At 64.9% G+C, this 17,497-nt stretch carries 11 protein-coding genes and 1 pseudogene; 3 read left to right on the top strand and 9 right to left on the bottom strand.

Annotation, left to right across the window (positions count from 1 at the left end; translation table 11 throughout):
• Window positions 1-10: 10 nt before the first annotated feature.
• Complete coding sequence (gene arfB / locus HWY05_RS08040) at window positions 11-415, bottom strand: alternative ribosome rescue aminoacyl-tRNA hydrolase ArfB (protein WP_035550959.1); 405 nt, start codon at window positions 413-415, stop codon at window positions 11-13.
• Window positions 416-580: 165 nt separating this feature from the next.
• Here arfB and HWY05_RS08035 point away from each other — a divergent pair, with 165 nt between their 5' ends.
• A complete protein-coding gene (locus HWY05_RS08035; protein ID WP_176057994.1) occupies window positions 581-1,222 on the top strand; it encodes a VC0807 family protein in 642 nt (213 codons plus the stop codon).
• On the opposite strand, the gene recD is transcribed toward HWY05_RS08035, so the two are convergent.
• Genes recD through recC form a run of 3 tightly spaced genes read right to left on the bottom strand, consistent with a single transcriptional unit; the run spans window position 1,223 to window position 10,427 of the window.
• Window positions 1,223-3,358 (bottom strand): exodeoxyribonuclease V subunit alpha, encoded by a 2,136-nt coding sequence (recD, locus tag HWY05_RS08030; protein WP_176057993.1) that lies wholly within the window; start codon window positions 3,356-3,358, stop codon window positions 1,223-1,225.
• Window positions 3,355-7,053, bottom strand: a complete 3,699-nt coding sequence (gene recB, locus HWY05_RS08025; protein ID WP_176057992.1) for an exodeoxyribonuclease V subunit beta — start codon at window positions 7,051-7,053, stop codon at window positions 3,355-3,357. Before recB ends, recD begins: the two co-directional genes overlap by 4 nt.
• Window positions 7,050-10,427 (bottom strand): exodeoxyribonuclease V subunit gamma, encoded by a 3,378-nt coding sequence (recC, locus tag HWY05_RS08020; RefSeq protein ID WP_176057991.1) that lies wholly within the window; start codon window positions 10,425-10,427, stop codon window positions 7,050-7,052. The genes recB and recC overlap by 4 nt, the downstream gene beginning before the upstream one ends.
• Window positions 10,428-10,628: 201 nt before the next feature.
• Between recC and HWY05_RS08015 the strand changes: the two genes are divergently transcribed.
• Complete coding sequence (locus HWY05_RS08015) at window positions 10,629-12,962, top strand: FUSC family membrane protein (protein ID WP_176057990.1); 2,334 nt, start codon at window positions 10,629-10,631, stop codon at window positions 12,960-12,962.
• A gap of 48 nt (window positions 12,963-13,010) precedes the next feature.
• Here HWY05_RS08015 and HWY05_RS08010 read toward each other — a convergent pair whose 3' ends face one another.
• The 4 genes and pseudogenes from HWY05_RS08010 to HWY05_RS07995 all read right to left on the bottom strand — a co-directional run bounded on the left by HWY05_RS08010 (window position 13,011) and on the right by HWY05_RS07995 (window position 15,204).
• A complete protein-coding gene (locus HWY05_RS08010; protein ID WP_035550973.1) occupies window positions 13,011-13,220 on the bottom strand; it encodes a hypothetical protein in 210 nt (69 codons plus the stop codon).
• 134 nt (window positions 13,221-13,354) lie between these two features.
• Window positions 13,355-13,636 carry a hypothetical protein gene (locus HWY05_RS08005; protein WP_176057989.1) on the bottom strand — a complete coding sequence of 94 codons (282 nt, stop codon included), beginning with the start codon at window positions 13,634-13,636 and terminating at the stop codon, window positions 13,355-13,357.
• Window positions 13,633-13,972: pseudogene (locus tag HWY05_RS08000) on the bottom strand (tlde1 domain-containing protein). The gene HWY05_RS08005 and the pseudogene HWY05_RS08000 overlap by 4 nt, the downstream one beginning before the upstream one ends.
• 620 nt (window positions 13,973-14,592) lie before the next feature.
• Entirely contained in the window at window positions 14,593-15,204 is a 612-nt protein-coding gene (locus tag HWY05_RS07995) for an alpha/beta fold hydrolase (RefSeq protein ID WP_035550979.1), read from the bottom strand.
• A gap of 322 nt (window positions 15,205-15,526) precedes the next feature.
• Between HWY05_RS07995 and HWY05_RS07990 the strand changes: the two genes are divergently transcribed.
• Entirely contained in the window at window positions 15,527-16,471 is a 945-nt protein-coding gene (locus HWY05_RS07990; RefSeq protein ID WP_176057988.1) for a cupin domain-containing protein, read from the top strand.
• On the opposite strand, the gene HWY05_RS07985 is transcribed toward HWY05_RS07990, so the two are convergent.
• Window positions 16,468-17,427, bottom strand: coding sequence for a LysR family transcriptional regulator (locus HWY05_RS07985; protein ID WP_035550985.1), 960 nt, complete (start codon window positions 17,425-17,427; stop codon window positions 16,468-16,470). The two genes, HWY05_RS07990 and HWY05_RS07985, sit on opposite strands and share 4 nt — an antisense overlap.
• Between the last annotated feature and the right edge of the window lie 70 nt (window positions 17,428-17,497).

Below are 17,497 nucleotides of genomic sequence, written 5' to 3'. Positions count from 1 at the left end.
ATCACGCCAATCAATCCTCCACCCGGCCGCGGCCGGATTTGATCTCGCTGCGTTTAGCCTTGCCGTCCAGCCGACGCCGATTCGATGCACGCGTCGGCCGGGTCGCGACCCGCGGCTTGCGCGTCACGCTGACGCTCTCGATCATCTCATCGAGTCGCGCTAGCGCCGCCGCGCGATTCATCTCCTGAGTGCGGTGTTCCTGCGCCTTGATGATCACCACGCCGTCGCGCGTCAAACGATGATCGGACAGCGCGAGCAGGCGCATCTTCAACACCTCGGGCAACGACGAAGCCTGCACGTCGAAACGCAGATGAATGGCGCTCGATACCTTGTTGACATTCTGCCCGCCCGCGCCTTGCGCGCGCACGGCGGTCAACTCGATTTCGTTCGGCGGGATCGGATAGCGGGAAGTCATGAGGCGGGTCTGGGCAAAGAGACGTCAGTGTACACAGCGAGGCGCGCGGCGCGCAGCCCGTCATGGGCTACGGACTATCGGACACGAGCGCCGATGCGAAAAACTATTTGCGTCGACGCCCCCGGTTCGCGGATACTGCGCTCTCCGCTTACAGCGTAAATTCATATGAAACTCCGTCCGGGTTTTGTGCTGGAACTGGTCGTCAATTTTCTGCTGCCGTGGCTCGTGTACCGGTATTCGCATCCGCATCTGGGCGAGACCGGCGCGCTGATCGCCTCCGCGGTGCCGCCGATCCTCTGGAGCCTGATCGAACTGGTGCGCTTCCGGCGCGTCGACGCGCTCAGCATGATCGTCGTGGGCGGCATCGTGCTGTCGATCGGCGCCATGGCGCTGGGCGGCAGTCCGCGCATGCTGTTGTTGCGCGAGTCGCTGGTGTCCGGCGCGATCGGCGTGGCATTTCTGCTGTCTCTGCCAACGCGCCGTCCACTGATCTTTTACCTCGCGCGCGCCAGCGTCGCGCGTGAAACGGAAGGCGGCGCCGCGCGCTTCGAAGCGCTGGTGCAGGAACGGCCGGGCCTCTCCACCGCGCTGCGCATGATGACGCTCGTGTGGGGCGTCGGCCTGACCGGCGAAACGGCGCTCAGATCGTGGATGGCGCTGACGTGGCCGATCGAGCGCTTCCTGGTAGTGTCGCCGTTCGTCGGCTACGGCATTTACGGCGCGCTGACGGTCTGGACCATGTGGTATCGCAAGAGCCTGCGCAAACGCAGCGAAGCAGGCGTGCCGGCGGACGGCGTAGCCGGTTAATCAGCGCCACGCTTCCGCGATCCGTGCCGCCAGCCCCGAATCGCGCTGCGTGGGCGTCGCGATCGCTTGCGCCAGCACGGCCCGCGAACCGATCACTTCGACCCGCTCACGCGCCCGGGTAATCGCCGTGTACACCAGTTCGCGCGACAACACGCGGCTGAATACCGCCGGCAGCATCAATACCGCGTGCTCGAACTCCGAGCCTTGCGACTTGTGGACCGTGAGCGCGAACGCCGTATCGTGCGGCGGCAGCGCGGCGGGCGAGACCGCTCGCAGACCGCCGTCGCCGGTACGGAAATAGACGCGCAACGCGCCGCCCGCCCCCGGCAATGCAATGCCGATGTCGCCGTTGAACAGGCCCAGCGCGTAGTCATTGCGCGTCACCATCACCGGACGCCCGGCGAACCAATGCGCGCCCACCGCCAGCGTCACCCCAGCCGAGCGCCGCACCTGAGCGGCCATGACCGTATTCACCTGATCGACGCCGCGTGGTCCGGAGCGGGTCGCGCACAAGATGCGGAAACGGTTCAGCGCGTCGAACAACGGCAGCGGGTCCGGCGTGTCGGCGGCGAGTGCTTCGGCCAGTGCGGCCGCATACGGTGCGAAGCCCGCGGCGAGTCGCGCGACGGTGCGCTCGGCGAGCGTCGCCTGGGTGTCTTCGTGTAGCGCCGCGGCGCACGCTTCGACCGGATCGATGACGAGCACGTCAAGCGCAGCGGCAGCCGTGCCGTTGCGGATCGCCACCGACAGCCGACCGATCGGCGAGTCGAGGCCGAACCGGTAATTCCGTTCGAGCCAGACGACGCAATCGGCCAGCGGATTGCGGGCATGGGAGGCGGACGACGCCATGTCGTCAGGCGCAGCGGTGTCGGCGTGGGCGAACAACGCATCCGGCTCTTCGTCGGCGCCGCGCGAGACGTCGGGCAACGCCTGCGCGAGCCTCGCCTTGTCGATGCCCAAAGCGTCGGCGATCCGCTGCAAGCCGGGTTGCGTGAACGCCGGCCGCGCGCTGAGTTCGGCGAACACCGCGCCGGCCTCGACGGCGGCGAGCTGATCCTTGTCGCCCAGCATCACGAGCCGTGTCTGCGGCGCGATCGCGTCGAGCAGATGCGCGGCCATGGCGACATCGATCATCGACGCCTCGTCGATCACGACGACGTCGTACGGCAACGGATTGTCGCGATGGTGCCGGAAGCGTCCGCCCGGCCCGAAGCCGAGCAGGCGATGCAACGTGTACGACGTCTGCGGCAAGCGCGCGGCCAGCTCGGGCGGCAAATCGCCGGCGCGCGCGAGCAAGGCTTCCTGCATGCGTTGCGCGGCCTTGCCGGTGGGCGCCGCGAGGGCGATGCGCAAATCGGCGCGGGCATCGAGCAGACAGGCCAGCACGCCGACCACGGTGGTGGTCTTGCCGGTGCCCGGTCCGCCGCTGACGATCGTCAGGCGCCCCGACAATGCCATGACAGCCGCGACGCGCTGCCAGTCGACTTCGTCGTCTCTGGGTGGGCCGAAGTAGCGCAGCAGGCGTTGGTGAAGCGCGGCTGCATTGGCTTGTGCGTTCGCTTCAAGGTCCGCTTTGCCATCCGCATCGGCGCTACTTCGAGACGTCGCCGCTTCGGCATCGCGCTCAACGGCAAGCGCCTGCGCCGGATGCACCGCGCCGACCGTTGTCTGCCGCTGCGTAGAACGCCCATCTCCAGCAACGTCGCCCGCCCCCGCATGCGCCACCAGCGAGCGCGCCAGGCGCCGCTCGTAATCATAGTAACGCGCGAGGTACAAGCGCCCTTGCCCATCGATCACCAGCGGCCGCAACGCCGCCGAAGTCTGCGACCCATCGCTCGCCATGCCGCTCGCGAACAACGCCGCGCGCACTTCAGCGCTCGACGCATCGAAGCGCCGCGCCAGCACCGCAAGCGGCACGCACACGTGGCCTTCATCGGTCGCGCGGCTCGCGGCGAACGCGCCCCGCGCCGCCCATTTCACCGCTTCGGTCGACGCCCCGCCACGCCGCGCCAACGTCCCGATGCGGCGTGCAAAACCCTCGGCCAGCGCGACGCTGAAATCGGCCGGCGCGGGCAAACTCACGCCGATGTCGTCGATTTCCGGCGGCGTGGACACGTTCTGATCGAACGTGCTCATACGCCACCTCCAATCATGGCCGCGTCGAGCAACGCCACCAGCTCGAACGCGGGCCGGCGCACATGCACGCCGGCTGCCGCGTCGGCATCCTGCCAATCCGGACGCACCCCGCGCACGAACAGATACAGGTAGCCGCCGATATGCGTGTCGTACGCGTAATTACGCACCCGCGTCTTCAGATAGCGATGCAACGCGACCGTATAAAGCAACGCCTGCAGGTGATACGCGTGGCTCGCCATCGCAACTTCGAGCGGCGCCGACCCATAGTCGGCGACGGTGTCGCCCAGATGGTTCGACTTCCAGTCGACGACCCAGAAGCGTCCGTCGTGCTCGACGATCATGTCGATAAATCCTTTGACGAAACCCCGCAGCACGCCGGGTTCCAGTGCGACATCGGGATAGCCGTGTTCGACCAGCAGTCCGCGCAACGCCGGGAAATCGAGCGACGGCGCGGCGAACAGAAACTCGAGTTCGTTCAGCCGCCGTTGCGGATTCAAGCTGGCGAGCGTCATGCCCGGCACGAGTTCGGTATTGACGATGTCCGTCAGCAGGTTATGCATCATCGCGGGCAGACGCGCGGCGAGTTCCGGCACGGCCGGCGCCGGACGTTCGCGCAACGCGCCACGAATCGCATCCGGCCACGTGGTCGGGTCGCTAAGGTCGGCGAGTTCGAACATGCGATGCAGACACTCGCCCGCCGCCGCGCCGCGCGGAAACGCGAGAATGTCGTCGTCCGCGTAAGACGGCGTTTGCGGCGCGGGCACGAGCATAGGCGGCGGCGCGAGCGCATCCGCGATCTCGTCGTGATCGGGGCGCACTTCCTCAGCCGGCGCATGCATCTCCTCGGCCTTGCTGCCGGCCGCGATCAGTCCGCTGAAACTCGCCATCCGCCACTGATCGCGCAACGGCCGGCGACTGGCGCGCGCCTGCATCCGCGCGCCGCTGTCCTGCAAGCTCTCCAGCGGCACGCGGCGCTCGACCTTAGGTAACGGCTGCAGCGTCACCGGGCCGCCCGCCAGCGCCTGCCAGCTCGCGGCCAACGCGGCTTCGTCGGGCGGCTCGGCGAGCCAGTCGTCGAAACTGTCAGCGCCACCGCCCGCCAGCCAGTTCAGCACGCTGCGGCGCGACTCCTTGGTCGAGCGCGACGACAGATAAGTGCCGGCGACCAGATAGCAGCGGTACACCGCCCGCGTCAACGCCACATACACGAGCCGCGCGCGTTCGGCCGCCTGCTCGCGCGACGCATAGCGCGACGCGCGTTCGGCCTCTTCGTCGTCGCAACCGTAATGCAGCACCGCTGCGCCGTCGTCGTCGTGGTACTCGCGTGCGTCGGGCAAACCGGACGACGGCGGATCGCGCAACGCGCCGTCGTTCAGGAACGGACAGAACACCACCGCGTATTCGAGCCCTTTTGATTTGTGCACGGTCACGATCTGCACGAGGTTGCGGTCGGATTCGAGCCGCAACTGCGCGTCTTCGCCGCCGCCCTGCGTGCGTTGCGCGGCGAGCCAGCGCAACGTGGGCGCGATCCCGGGCTGGGTCGCGGCGCGCGCCTGCACCAGTTCAGCCAGATGATTCACGTTCGTCAGCCGGCGCTCGCCGTCCACGCCCGCCACCAGCCGCTGCGCGACGCGCAGTTCGCGCATCAGCGTGCGCCACATCACCGCGAAGCCGCGCTCATGCCACAGCATGCGATAGCGCGAAAAACGCTCGACCCAACCCATCGCGTCCGCGGCATGCGCGGGATCGTCGGCGGGCGCGGGTGCGTCGGCGACCTGCTCGAGGCGCCACAGCGACGTGGCGTCGAGACCGAGCCAGTCGGTCGCCAGCGCGGCGCGCAGACGGCGCAGATCGCCGGGCGTATCGACGGCGGCTAGCACGCGTTCGATCTGCTCGGCGTCGAGCGTAGCGAACACCGAGGCCTGCGCCAGTTCGACACTGCCCACGCCCCACGCCGACAGCACGCGTTTGATCAGACTGCCCTGCCGGTGCGTTTGCACCAGCACCGCGATATTGCCGGGCGCGAGCGGCGCGTCGCCGATCGTCACCGCGCCATGTCGCGCGCCGCGCAACAGACGCACGATTTCGGCGGCGCACGCTTCGCTCGCTTCGCGCTGCGCGTCGCGCTTGGTCAGCGCGGCGTCGCCTTGCGGCAAGGTCCAGATGCGGAAATCGCCGCCGCTCGCGTCGGGATCGACGAAGGGCGCCCGGCGCCGTTCGCCCGCGCGCACCGGCTGATAGTCGAGGCCGTCCAGCACGAACGCCCGCGGATTGGCTTCGAAGAAACGGTTGCACGCTTCGACGATCGGCGCGGTCGAGCGCTGATTGACTGCCAGCGTGTAACACGCGGACGCCGCCGCGCGCGCCGCCAGGTACGTATGCAGATCCGCCGCGCGAAAACTGTAGATGGCCTGCTTCGGATCGCCGACCAGGAACAGCGGACCGGCCGGCGCGAAGATGCGGCTGAAAATCGCGAACTGCAGCGGATCGGTATCCTGGAACTCGTCGATCAGCGCGGCCGGATAGCGTGCGCGCAAGGCGTCGGCCAGCCACGGATTCGCGTCAAGCGCCCGGTACAGGTTGGACAACAGATCGTCGAACGACACCACCCGGCGCGTGCGCTTGCGCGCCACCAGTTCGGCCGGCGCGTAGTCGAGCCAGCTCTCGACCAGCGAGAGCCAGCGCGCGCGTTGCGCGGCTTCGGCCGCGATCACGGCTGCCGCGAGCGCTTCCGCGTGCTCGAAGAACACGTGTTCGGGCGGTTCAAACTTGACCTTGGTCGCCTTCTTCAACGCCGACACGGTGAGCTTCAACGCAGCACGCGGCGGCGGCGCATGGCAGTCGCCTTGCGCGAAGTAATCGGTCCACGCGGCGATCGCGGCACTCACATGGTCAGGCTTGTGCGTGGTCTTGCTCAGACGGTCTTGCGCGTCGGCAAGCAGGCGGACAATCCCATCGCGCTCCGCTTGCCAGACTTCGCAAGCGGCGTCGAAGCCGGCTTGCGGATCGGCGTTGCCGCCGCTCGCGTCCACCGTGCCCCAACGCAATTGCGCCAACGGCTTTTTCAGACGCCGCGCGAGTTGCTCGTCGAGTGAAGCGGGACCGGCGCGTTTGGCCACCAGCCAGGCGGCGAACGCGGGATGCGCGTGCGCAATCGGTTCGACCTGTTCGCGCCAGAAATCGGCGGCCATTTCGAAACGCAACGCGGCGTCGTCGGCTTCCATTTCGAACGCGAACGGCATGGCGGCGGCGAACGGCGCCTCCTGCAACGCGCGTTGACAGAAAGCGTGAATGGTGTGAATCGCCGCCTGGTCGAAGGTGCGCAGCGCGCGCCGCACTACCTTCAACGCGGCGTCGCGCTCGATGCCGCTGTCCGGCGCCAGCGTCGTTTCAAAGAGACGCTGGATAAACGGATCGCCGCCGTCGTCGTCCATTTCGATCGCGCGATGCAGCTCCGCGAGACGACCGCGTATCCGTTCGTGCAGTTCGGCGGTCGCCGCCTTCGTGAACGTAACGACGAGAATCTGATCCGCGTTCAGGTTCTTTTCGAGCAGCAAACGCACGTACAACGCGCAGATGTTCCACGTCTTGCCGGTGCCCGCCGACGCCTCGATCTGGTTCACGCCGTCGAGCGAACAGCCGAACACGTCGAGCTCTTCGGCGACCAGCGCATAACTGTGCATGGCGCCGCTCATGACGCGCTCCGCAAGTGTTGAACCAGCGGTTTGAACACGATCGACGCAAGGCTGCCGAACGGTTCGTCGAGCGTGAGCGGCGTGCCGCGCAGCGCGATGCGCAACGCGGCGTCGTCGGATTCGCCGCGCACGCGGTCGTTGATCCAGACGCCTTGCGCGGCGGAGTCGCTTTCGCTGACCTTGGTCCACGCGCTCTTCGGGAAGAAGCGCAGCGGTAGTCTGCGCCCTGCCCTGAATAACGCGGCGAGCGGCGCCAGTTGGTCGAGCGGCGTGGCAACCGGCGTGAGTTCGAAGCTCTCGCCGCTGCCATGCCAGACGGTGCGGCGCGGGCCATCCGGCCGCGCGGCGCAATAAACCAGATGCGCGAGCCACGCGGACAGATAATCGCGCGCGGTCGGCTTGGCGTAGCGGAAAATCACCTGTCCGGTTTCAGTCAGCAAATTCAAGGTGCCATGTAGTTGCAGCGGCGCTTGAGCCGCTTCGCGCAACGCTGTGTCGTGAGGACCGAATAACGCGCCGGCCATGTCCGCGCTATCGGGCCAGCGAGACGGAATGTCGAGCACGAACGGCAAACGCTCGACGCCCGAGGCGACCTCGCGGCGCACGCTGTCCGCAAGCTGGCGCAGCGCGCCGAGTTCACGCGCGCGCCAGACCGCGCCGGTCGCGCCGCCCGGCAATTCGGGACTCGCGGCGGCCACGCGGCGCACGCGTTCGAACATGATGTCGTCTTCAATGTCGACGTCGAGCAGCACCGGCAACAGACGCTCCGCCAACGCGTCGCGCCCCGCGTAGTCCAGGTCGAACGGCTCAGTGTCGAGCAACTCGCCTTGCGCGTCCGACAACACGATGCCCAGACGGTCGCGCAACAGCGCCCGCGCCGGATGACGCCAGAAGCGCACGAATTCGTCGAAGGCCACCGGCTCCGCAGCGTCTTCGGGCGGCAACGGTTGATCGAAGAACGGCCCCGCCGCCGGATGCTGTGGCGCGGCCAGCAGGGTGGCCAGTTCCGCGCGATCGGCGTCGTAACTGAACAGCTCGTTGTGCGGCACGAAATAGTCCGACGCGAACGCCTGCAACGGGTGATCGACGATAAACGCATGACGCGCGCGCTCGACTTCCGCCGGACTCGCGTCCTCGCCCGCCGACACCTGCGCGAGATGGTCGAGCAATTCGTCGACCAGCGCGGCCGGCGGCAACGGCGCGTTGTCGCGAATACTGCGGCCCGTATACGCGATGAACAACTGGTCGCGCGCGGCCAGCAGCAGATCGAGGAACAGATTGCGCTCGTCGTCGCGGCGCTGGCGGTCGCCGGCTTTGCCGAACGCCGCCATCAGATCGAACTCGTCGGCCCGCGCGAGACTGGGCAGCACGCCGTCGTCCATGCCGAGCAGGCAGACGATCCGGTACGGCAAGCCGCGCAAGCTGGTCAGCGACGAAAACGTCACGCTGCCCCAGGGCACGCCACCGCGCGCCGGGTCGTCGAGCGCTTCGGTGAGCGCGCCGCGCACCACCGCGGCGGGCAGCGGCACGTGTTGCGCGCCGGCCTGCATCGCGTCGCCCATCTTGTCGATCGCGTCGCGCACGGCCGCCAGCGAATCGGCGAACTCGACGCCGCCGTCGACACTCTGCGCGAGGGTTTCGAGCAACAACTGCGTCCATTCGACGGGCGTTCGTTCGATCGCGCATTGCGCCGCGAACGACTCGACGTCGTCGACGAAACGCGACAGGCGGCCTAGCAGTTCGGCACTCGAACCGCCCGCGCCTTCCACCGGCAGCCACGCGTCGACAGGTTCGCCGCCTTCGGGCATGGCGTAGCCGAGGTAGAGACGCGTGAGCGCGTCGGCGAACGTATGTCGGGCGATCGGCACGTGCTCGCCGGTCGGCGGGACCGGCGCAAGCCCACGACGCGCACCGGCCGCCGCCAGCCATTCCTGCGCGGCTTCCAGCGACGTCGCGTCGATCTCGTAGCGCGCGGCGATGGCGTCGACGCGCAGCCATTCGATCAGATCCGGCGCGCCGACGCTGCGCTCGGGCAAGGCCAGCCAGTCGAGCAGCAAACGCGCGACCGGATTGGCCTGCGACGGCGGCAAACCGGTGATTCGATACGGAATGCGGCGCGCGTCGCCAGCGGGCGTGGTGCCGAACACCGCATCGATCAACGGGCCGGCCGCCGCGAGGTCGGAGACGGCCACCAGCACATCGGACGGCTGCAGATCGCCGAACTCGTCGAACCAGCCTAGCAGGCGGTCGTGCAGCACTTCCAGTTGACGCGACAAGCTATGACAGACGTGGACCTCGATGCCGCGCTCGATCGGCAACTCGTCGGCATCCGTTTCCGGCCGTAGATCGAGAATGCCGTTTTGCACGGCGGCGAGCCAGCTCGGTTCCGGGTTTTCGGTGAAGTCGCCGGTCTCGCCGGACGCGGCGCTTTCGGTCAGTTCATGCAGCATGTGCAACTGCGCCTGAGTCTGACGTCCCCATTCAGCGAGCAGCGGATGGCCGACCTGCTGATAGTCGAGTTGCCCGGCCGCGTCGAGCGCTTCGACGCGCCCCGCGCTGACCACGTCGAACCAGAACTCGCGGCACGGGTTCATCACGTACAAACGCACGTCGACCCAACGCGACAGCGCCCGCAACAGCGCGACGTGCAGCGGCGGCATGGTCGGCAGCGCGAACACGCTCACCGCTTCCGGCCAGCGCGCGTTCGAAATTGCTTCGAGGTCGAGCGTGCCGATGTCTTCCAGAAAACGATACGCGGGCGGTAAGGCGGCGGCCGGCGTCTGCGCGTTGCCGGCCAACTCCGCGAGCACTGCGCGCCACAACGCGGCCTGCCAGCGCTCGTCCTCGCGCGCCGCATCGCTTGCACCGGCAAGACGCGGGCCGGTCTCGTCCAACGCGCCGCTGGCGAAGATCGAACCGCCCTTCTGCCACTGCAGCAACCATTCGGGGCGATAGGTCAGATAGTGGTCGAGTACCGTGGCCACGCGGCGCGCCAGTTCGTAGCGCATCGACGCATCCGCCGCGTCGAGATAGGTGCGCAGTCGCAGCGACGCGTTCCATGGCAACGCTTCGCCCGTGTCACCCAGCAACCGGTAGCAGCGCCACACGAGGCGGTCCGGCGCGAACGGCGAATGCTTCGGCACTTCGATCACGCCGCCGATCTGCGCCCACAGCCACTGCGCGAGGTAACCAAAATTGACATTCGCGCAGATGCCCTGCCGCGCGGCGATATCGAGTTCGAGCCGGCGCCTGACCGCCGCGCTCGGGACGATCACCGGCTGCGCGGTCCAGGGGTCGGACGGCGCTTGTGCCAGGTCGTCGAGCAGCGCGCCGACAAGGGTTTCATAGCGGTTCGAATAGAAGAGCTGGAGCATGGATCCTGGGGAAAACGTGCGGCACGAGCTATGCGCGAAAAGCGCACCGGCCATTGAAGCGACAGCATAACAAACGCGCTCCCAGGGCAGAACCTGGCCGAACGGACGAGGTCGAAACCCGGACAAAATCAGTTAGACTCGACGGCAGTTTGAGTCTGTCCCTCAACCGTGTTTCCCCAGTGAGTGCAACCCAGGCAGTCGATGCGCTATTCGGTTGAAATAAAAAAATTCCTCTACAGCCAGTACTTTTATGGCGGCTTGCGCATCGCGGTCGGCGTGTCGTTACCGGCGGTACTGTGTCTGATCGTGTTCCACGATCGCGACCTCGGCTTCACGATCGCGACCGGTGCGCTCGGCGCGTGCGTGGTCGACATGCCGGGTCCGCTGAAGTACAAGCACAACGAAATGCTGGCCTGCACGGTGATCGGCTTCCTGTCGGCGCTCGCCACCGGGCTGGCCACGGTGAATCCGGTGGCGCTGTGGTGTACGGTCGTGCCGCTCACGTTCGTGCTGTCGCTGATCGTGGTGTACGGCAACCGCTGGCCGCAGATCAGCTTCGCCACGCTGTTCATGATGATCATGACGCTGGAGGAGCATTTCACGCCGATGCAGGCGCTCGTCAACGCGTCGTGGATTCTGGTGGGCGGCCTCTGGTACACCTACTGGTCGACCTTCGTGAGCCGCTGGATGATGCACCGCATCGAACAGCAGGCGCTGGCCGAGAGCGTGTTTGCGTGCGCCGACTATCTGCTCGCGCGCGCCGCGTTCTACGACCTCGACAACGATCTCGACGAGTGTTATCGCAATCTGGTCGACAAGCAGATCGCCGCGGTGGACCGTCAGGAGGCCGCGCGCGACATCGTGCTGCGCAACCTGCCCAAGTTGAAGAGCGGCAAGCTCGAACCGCGTCGCGCGATGCTGTTCAATCTGTTCATCAATACCGTCGACCTGCACGAACTGTTTGTCGGCGCACACACCGATTACCCGCTGGTGCGCAATACGTTCGGCGGTTCCGATCTGCTGGTGTTCTACCGCGACCTGATTCGCAAAGCGGCCGCCGATCTCGAGGAGATCGGGCTTGCGGTGCTGCAAAACCATCCGCCGCGCCAGCGCTCGAACGTCAAGGCGGAATTGCGCGCGATCGAGTTCGAGATCGAGTTGATGCGCAAGCATGACTTGCCGCGCAAGAATCCCGAGGCGTATTCCGCGGTGTCGGCAAATTTCCGGCGCATCTGGAGCGCTACGCGGCTGATCGACAAGATGCGCAAGAGCCTGTCGAGCGATCCCAGCACCGGCGAAACCGAATTGCGCCTCGACCAGGCGCTCAACCGCTTCGTATCGAGCCGGCGTGTGCCGTTCGGGCAGATCTTCTCGAACCTGACCATGGCCTCGCCGAGTTTCCGGCACGCATTGCGCGTAACGATCGCCGTCGCCGTCGGGTTCTGGCTGGGCCGTTTGCTGCCGCTCACTAACGCGTACTGGATCGTGATGACCACCGTCATCATTCTGAAGCCCGGTTATTCGCTGACCAAGCAGCGCAATGGACAGCGGATCGTCGGCACGCTGATCGGCTGCGCGGTGAGTATCGCGCTGATGATCTTCGTGAAGGATCCGCACATTCTGCTGGTGGTGATGTTCGCGTCGATGGTGATGAGCTACAGCCTGCTGCTGTTCAATTACACGGCTAGCGTGGTGTTCACTTCCTCGTATGTGCTGCTGATGTTCCATCTGCTTGCGCCGGGCAGCATGCGCATTATCGGCGAACGCGCGATCGACACGGTGGTTGGCTGCGCGATCGCGATTGCGGCGAGCCATCTGTTCCCGTACTGGGAATATCGATTGATGGGCAAGCTCGTCAATACGATGATCGGCGCGACGCGACAATATCTGGAAGCGAGCTGGTGGTGGAGCGGCAAGCCGGCGGCGGCCGTGGTGGCGACCGTGACCGAGGCTGGCGCGCGTGCGCCGGCGGCGGCGATGGCAGATCCGGCGATCGAGTCGGGTCAGCCGGTGGTGGCGGCCAAAGCGGCGGCAACCGCGCTCGACCGCGACTATCGCTATCGGCTGGCGCGCAAGAACGTCCACGTGGCGTTTGCCAATCTCGGGCAGGCGTTCCAGCGCATGATGCTCGAGCCGAAGTCCGCGCAGAAGTTCGTGCCGGAACTGAATGGCCTGCTGGTGCGCAGCCATGTGCTGGCGTCGCAGATCACGGCGGCCGCGCCGTTGCTTCGCACGTCCGCGCAGCAACATGTGGAAGGCGTCTCGCTCCAACCGTTGCAGCGCGCGCTAAGCGTGGTCCGCGACAATTTGACCGAGGCTGAAGCCGGAACGGCGCCGCCCGCCGATCAGAGCGAGCAGATCAAACTACTGAACCGCGAACTGGATGCGATGGTGGTCGATACCGAGAAGTCGGCGGATGTGTCGGCCGACGCGGTACACGACATGAAGCTGCTTGCGCATCAGTGCAAGCAGATGCTGGCGGCAGCAGCGCTGATTCGCAAGGATGCGAGCGTGATCCGGCTGCCGGAAGAGTGAGCGCGGGGTTGCCGCGCTGAGCGACGGATTGCCGCGGTGAGCGCAGGCTTACTGCGCGGCGCCGCTGGCTGGCTTCGCGACGGTCGCTGCGGCTGCCGCGTCCGATGAAATCGTCGGCGCGGGTGCACTCTCGCTGTCGAACTCGCGCTTCTCCGTGATGGCGTTGTAGAACAGCGTGGCGATCACCAGCAACACCGCGACCACGATGAAGATCGCAATGCCGATGGTCGGGTTCTTCTTGCGCGGGGGTTTGTTCATGAGGCGGACTCGGTTCGCGAAACAGTCGCGGTTAGTGTCGGGGAAGGCGGCATTCTACGCTGAGTGAGCTTGCGTGAGGCTTGCAGTGGGTGGGCTTGGAGGGGCGTGAGCCGAGCGATTGGACGACGGCTGCCTCACGTGTTCGCCCGCATGTCTTTGTATCGTCCAATCAGGCGACGTGCAAACCACACCAGAATCAGCGACAGCGCGAAGCTGACAAGCAGAATGACGTCAATGACGATGTTCTCGTCATCCTCAATGCCGACCGCTCCACACAGGCGCAGTAACGGGGCAAACGCGTCCCACCCCGCGCCGCTCGCAAGCCACTGGCTGAACCAGGGGCTTCGACCAATGGCGATGGATATCGGCAGCGTCAATATCAAAGCCAGCGCGACGGAAACGAATGTTCTTTTCATCTAACGATGACCTTGCCGTAGTAGTTCGTTTGCGTGCCGGGAATCTTGCCGGTCTTTTGCTGTTTGAGCCATACGCGAAGCCGATTAAAAATTTCGGGATTCGGCAGCGTTATACAACCATCGCTCTTCCTCCAGACTGCCAGGACGTCCACCGCTTGGGCGATCAACGATATAGTAAGTTCCCATAGGAAGCGGACCTTTTTCAGCCACAGCAGTCGCATTGGGATCGTTAACATACCTATCAGTACCGGAGAAGGCTGGCACTCCGCCAAAACCCGGGCAAAACAAACTCGACATGTGCTGCGAGTTAAGCGTGAAGAAGCAAACGGCGGGCATTTTGTTTTTCCGATCGATAAGCTGTTGACGTTTTTTACGCGCGACTACTGGCCTGGCAAAACGCTATCCCGGAGAACCCATGCCACCTGTAAATTCAGGTCAACGGAACCCACGTTTGGGAAGCACACTGGCCTGCTATGCTTCCCCGAAACTGAGGGAGAAACAATGACAACGCGGCCGCGGCTGGCAGCGAATACGCCGCGCTGAATCGTGGAAACCGTGATTCAGTGTGGTACTCGGGATGGTGTGCAGCGATCGAACCACACTTTGCGCGAATGAGCGACGTGCATGAGCGTGTTGGCCACTATTGTCAGGCTATGCAGCGCCAACCCGATAACGCCGCCTCAATTCAGACTGATCGGGTATCGACACTGATTGCGGGTGGAACTTCGGCGCATGATTCTCGCAATTCCGCCTACGCGGCTTTCGGCGCATCAATGCAGGCTCGACAGATGAAGCAGGTCCACTGCACGTCGACCCAATACGGCACAACCACTAACACTGATTGCCGGTGATCGGTTAGACCATACGTTCCGGGGACGGTCGCCGCATTGATTTCCGTAGCCGGCCCATCTCTGCCATTGGCCTATTTGCAAAGCGGACGCCCGGCAACTCCCGCCTCATGTCCGCAACAAGTGCGCGTCAACCATCGGCGCAAGTTGTTGTGCATGAACATTCGCCAGATCATGATTGCCACCAGAGACCACATGCAACCGCGCATCCGGCAACAATTCAAAAAGTCGCTGGCCGACTGCGACCGGACTGAACGGATCCGCATCTCCCCAGAGTAAAAGAACCGGTTGAGAAATGCCTCGCAGTTCAGGCGTTAAATCCGACTTGAAAGACACAAACCAATCCGGCAGCGATGAGTTGGCCCCAACGAATCCGTGGCGCCAATCCCGTGCACCTAATCCATTCATGTCGATCCCGCCGGACGTGACTGTCAGAACCAGATGAGTGACCCTCTCCGGCTTTTCCAATGCTGCCAGAACAGCGATGACCCCGCCCATCGATTGAGCGATTAAAGCGGTCGGCTGGTCAATGTGGGACACCACCGTTCGGACGAGGTCGTCAAAATTATTGACGTCTGGAACGGAAGGCTCCTGGCCAAATCCCGGATAGCCCAGGATGACCTTGGAGCCGCTAATAGTTAGCTGATTCGCCAACGGCCGCCAGAACTCGGTATTGCCCGAAGCGCCTGGCAGGAAGAGCAGTTTCGATGGTGTTGGCACGCGTTGTTTCTCCAATGTCCGGATTGGTGTGTAGCGGCGAGAATACGCCGATGGTCGCAAAAAACTTCCGGCAACAGTCCAACGGCCACAAATGGCGAGCCGGACTCCGTCCGCCGAATGTGCCCGAGCAAACCGTGGCCGACCACGAACAGCCAGCGGCTCTCCCGAAGCGGACCCACAGCGTGCCCTTTTGTGCAAAGGTGATTTCGATATCCGGCACTTCTGAGGCCGGCGCTCCACACCTATAGTCAGCTCAGCTTTCGGACGCCAGCCCCAACTTCAGAGGCCCGCACGAAGCATCCCCATTCAACAGGAGCTGACTATGTTGACAAGAACGTCCCCGACGCCTCCCGCCGAACTCGCTGCCGCCACTGCGGACGCGCAATACTTCGAATACACGTCGTCCGCCAATCCGATCGGCGCGAAGCTCATTTCGCGCGTGCCTTTCCGCAGCTTCCAGCCTTCGCTCTACGCGGACGGCGCGACCCGCATCGTCCCACTCGATCTTTCCGCTGATTTGGGCTGCCCCGGTCCCGCGACGGGTCCCGGGTTGAGCGCCAGTTTCCTGCGCATCAACGCGGCAGAGGCATTGACGCTCGCGCCGAATGCGACCTCCCAGGTCTGCTACGTCATCAGCGGAAGCGGCAGCGTGGCCCAGGGCGAGAGCCGCTTTCCGTTCGCGCGGGGCGATTTCTTCACGCTGCCTGGCGGCGACACTGCAGTGTTCACCGCCGACGCGACCGCCACGCTCTATTACGTGAACGACGCTCCGCTGCTCACCTATCTCGGTACAACGGGCGTCCAGCCGCGCTTTGCCCCAACGCTCTACCCCGCCGCCCAGACCCAGGCGGAATTGCGCAAGGTCTCGGAAGAAGCCAACGCGGGGCTCCGCAACCGCATCAGCGTGCTGATGGGCAACGTCAATTTCCCGCAGACGCGTACGGTCACGCATGTATTGTGGGCGATGTTCGGTATCGTGCCGCCCCACTCCGTGCAGAAGCCGCACCGCCACCAGTCCATCGCGCTCGACTTCATCGCCGGTGGCAATCCAGGCGTCTACACGCTGGTCGGCACGGAACTGGATGAGAACGGCAACATTGCCAATCCGACACGCGTCGATTGGGAAGCCGGGATGGCATTCGTTACGCCGCCGGGCTACTGGCACGCGCACTTCAATGAAACAGATGAAAGCGCCTATGTGATTCCGATCCAGGATGCCGGCTTGCAGACATGGCTGCGCACGCTCGACATCCGCTTCGCGCGTTAAGTCTGAAGCTCCAGTGCGAGTCCGTCGTCCCAGTACGGCGGCTCGCCAATCACCCCGGCGTAATAAGCCACGAACGCACGCACCTTCGACGAGACGATTTTCTTCGGTGGATAGACTGCCCAGATCGCGGGTTCGGCGCGTCCCGTGCGCGCTTCCCATTCAGGCAGCACGTGCAGCAGACGCCCTTCGCGCAGAGCCGTGGACGCGAGCCACGTCGGTAGAAGCGCAAGGCCGCAGCCGGCCACGGCGAGTTCCAGCACAGCTTCGGAGTCGTCTGCGCGCAAGCGCCCCTGCAATTGCACCGGCACTTGCGTCTGCTCTGACGACCTCTTTGCATTGGCTCTGCGCGTGAACGACCAGGTGTCGTCCGGTAACAGCGACAGACGAAGCGTATCGTGCGCGGACAGATCTTCAGGGACATTCGGCGTGCCGCTACGCTGCAAATACGCCGGGCTGCCGCACACGATACGACGATGCGGAGCAATGCGTTTCGCCATCAACGACGAATCGGACAGCGCACCGATACGGATCGCCAGATCAATGCCGACTTCGATCATATTGAGCGTTTCGTCGGTCGATACGATATCGAGGTCGATGTCGGGATAGCGCGTCATGAACGCCGGCAGGTGCGGCACGATATGCCGGCGCCCGAATGCCGGGGGCATCGTGACGCGCAGCACGCCTTGCGGTGTGAGATTCAGTGACGACGTGACCTGCCGCGCGTCATCGAGCGCCTGTAGGGCAACCATGGCGTGCTCACGAAACAGCCTACCGCCCTCCGTCAGGACGAGCCCGCGCGTCGACCGGTTAAACAGGGCAATGCCCAGATCGTTTTCTAGCGCACTCACGTAGCGTGAAATGGTCGACGTCTTGACTGCCATTTCAACGGCCGTCTTGCTGAAGCTCTGCAGTTCCGCTGCGCAAACGAAGGCCCGTACTGCGGCAAAATAATCCATGGCATTTCTGACGCGAATCGAGCGTTCCGCACGGGACTTCACGAAGTGAGGACCGGAACCCGCGCAACGC

This window comes from Paraburkholderia sp. BCC1876, assembly GCF_902833695.1.
In the GTDB taxonomy this organism is placed as follows: Bacteria; Pseudomonadota; Gammaproteobacteria; order Burkholderiales; family Burkholderiaceae; genus Paraburkholderia.
This window is presented reverse-complemented; position numbering and strand designations above follow the sequence as displayed.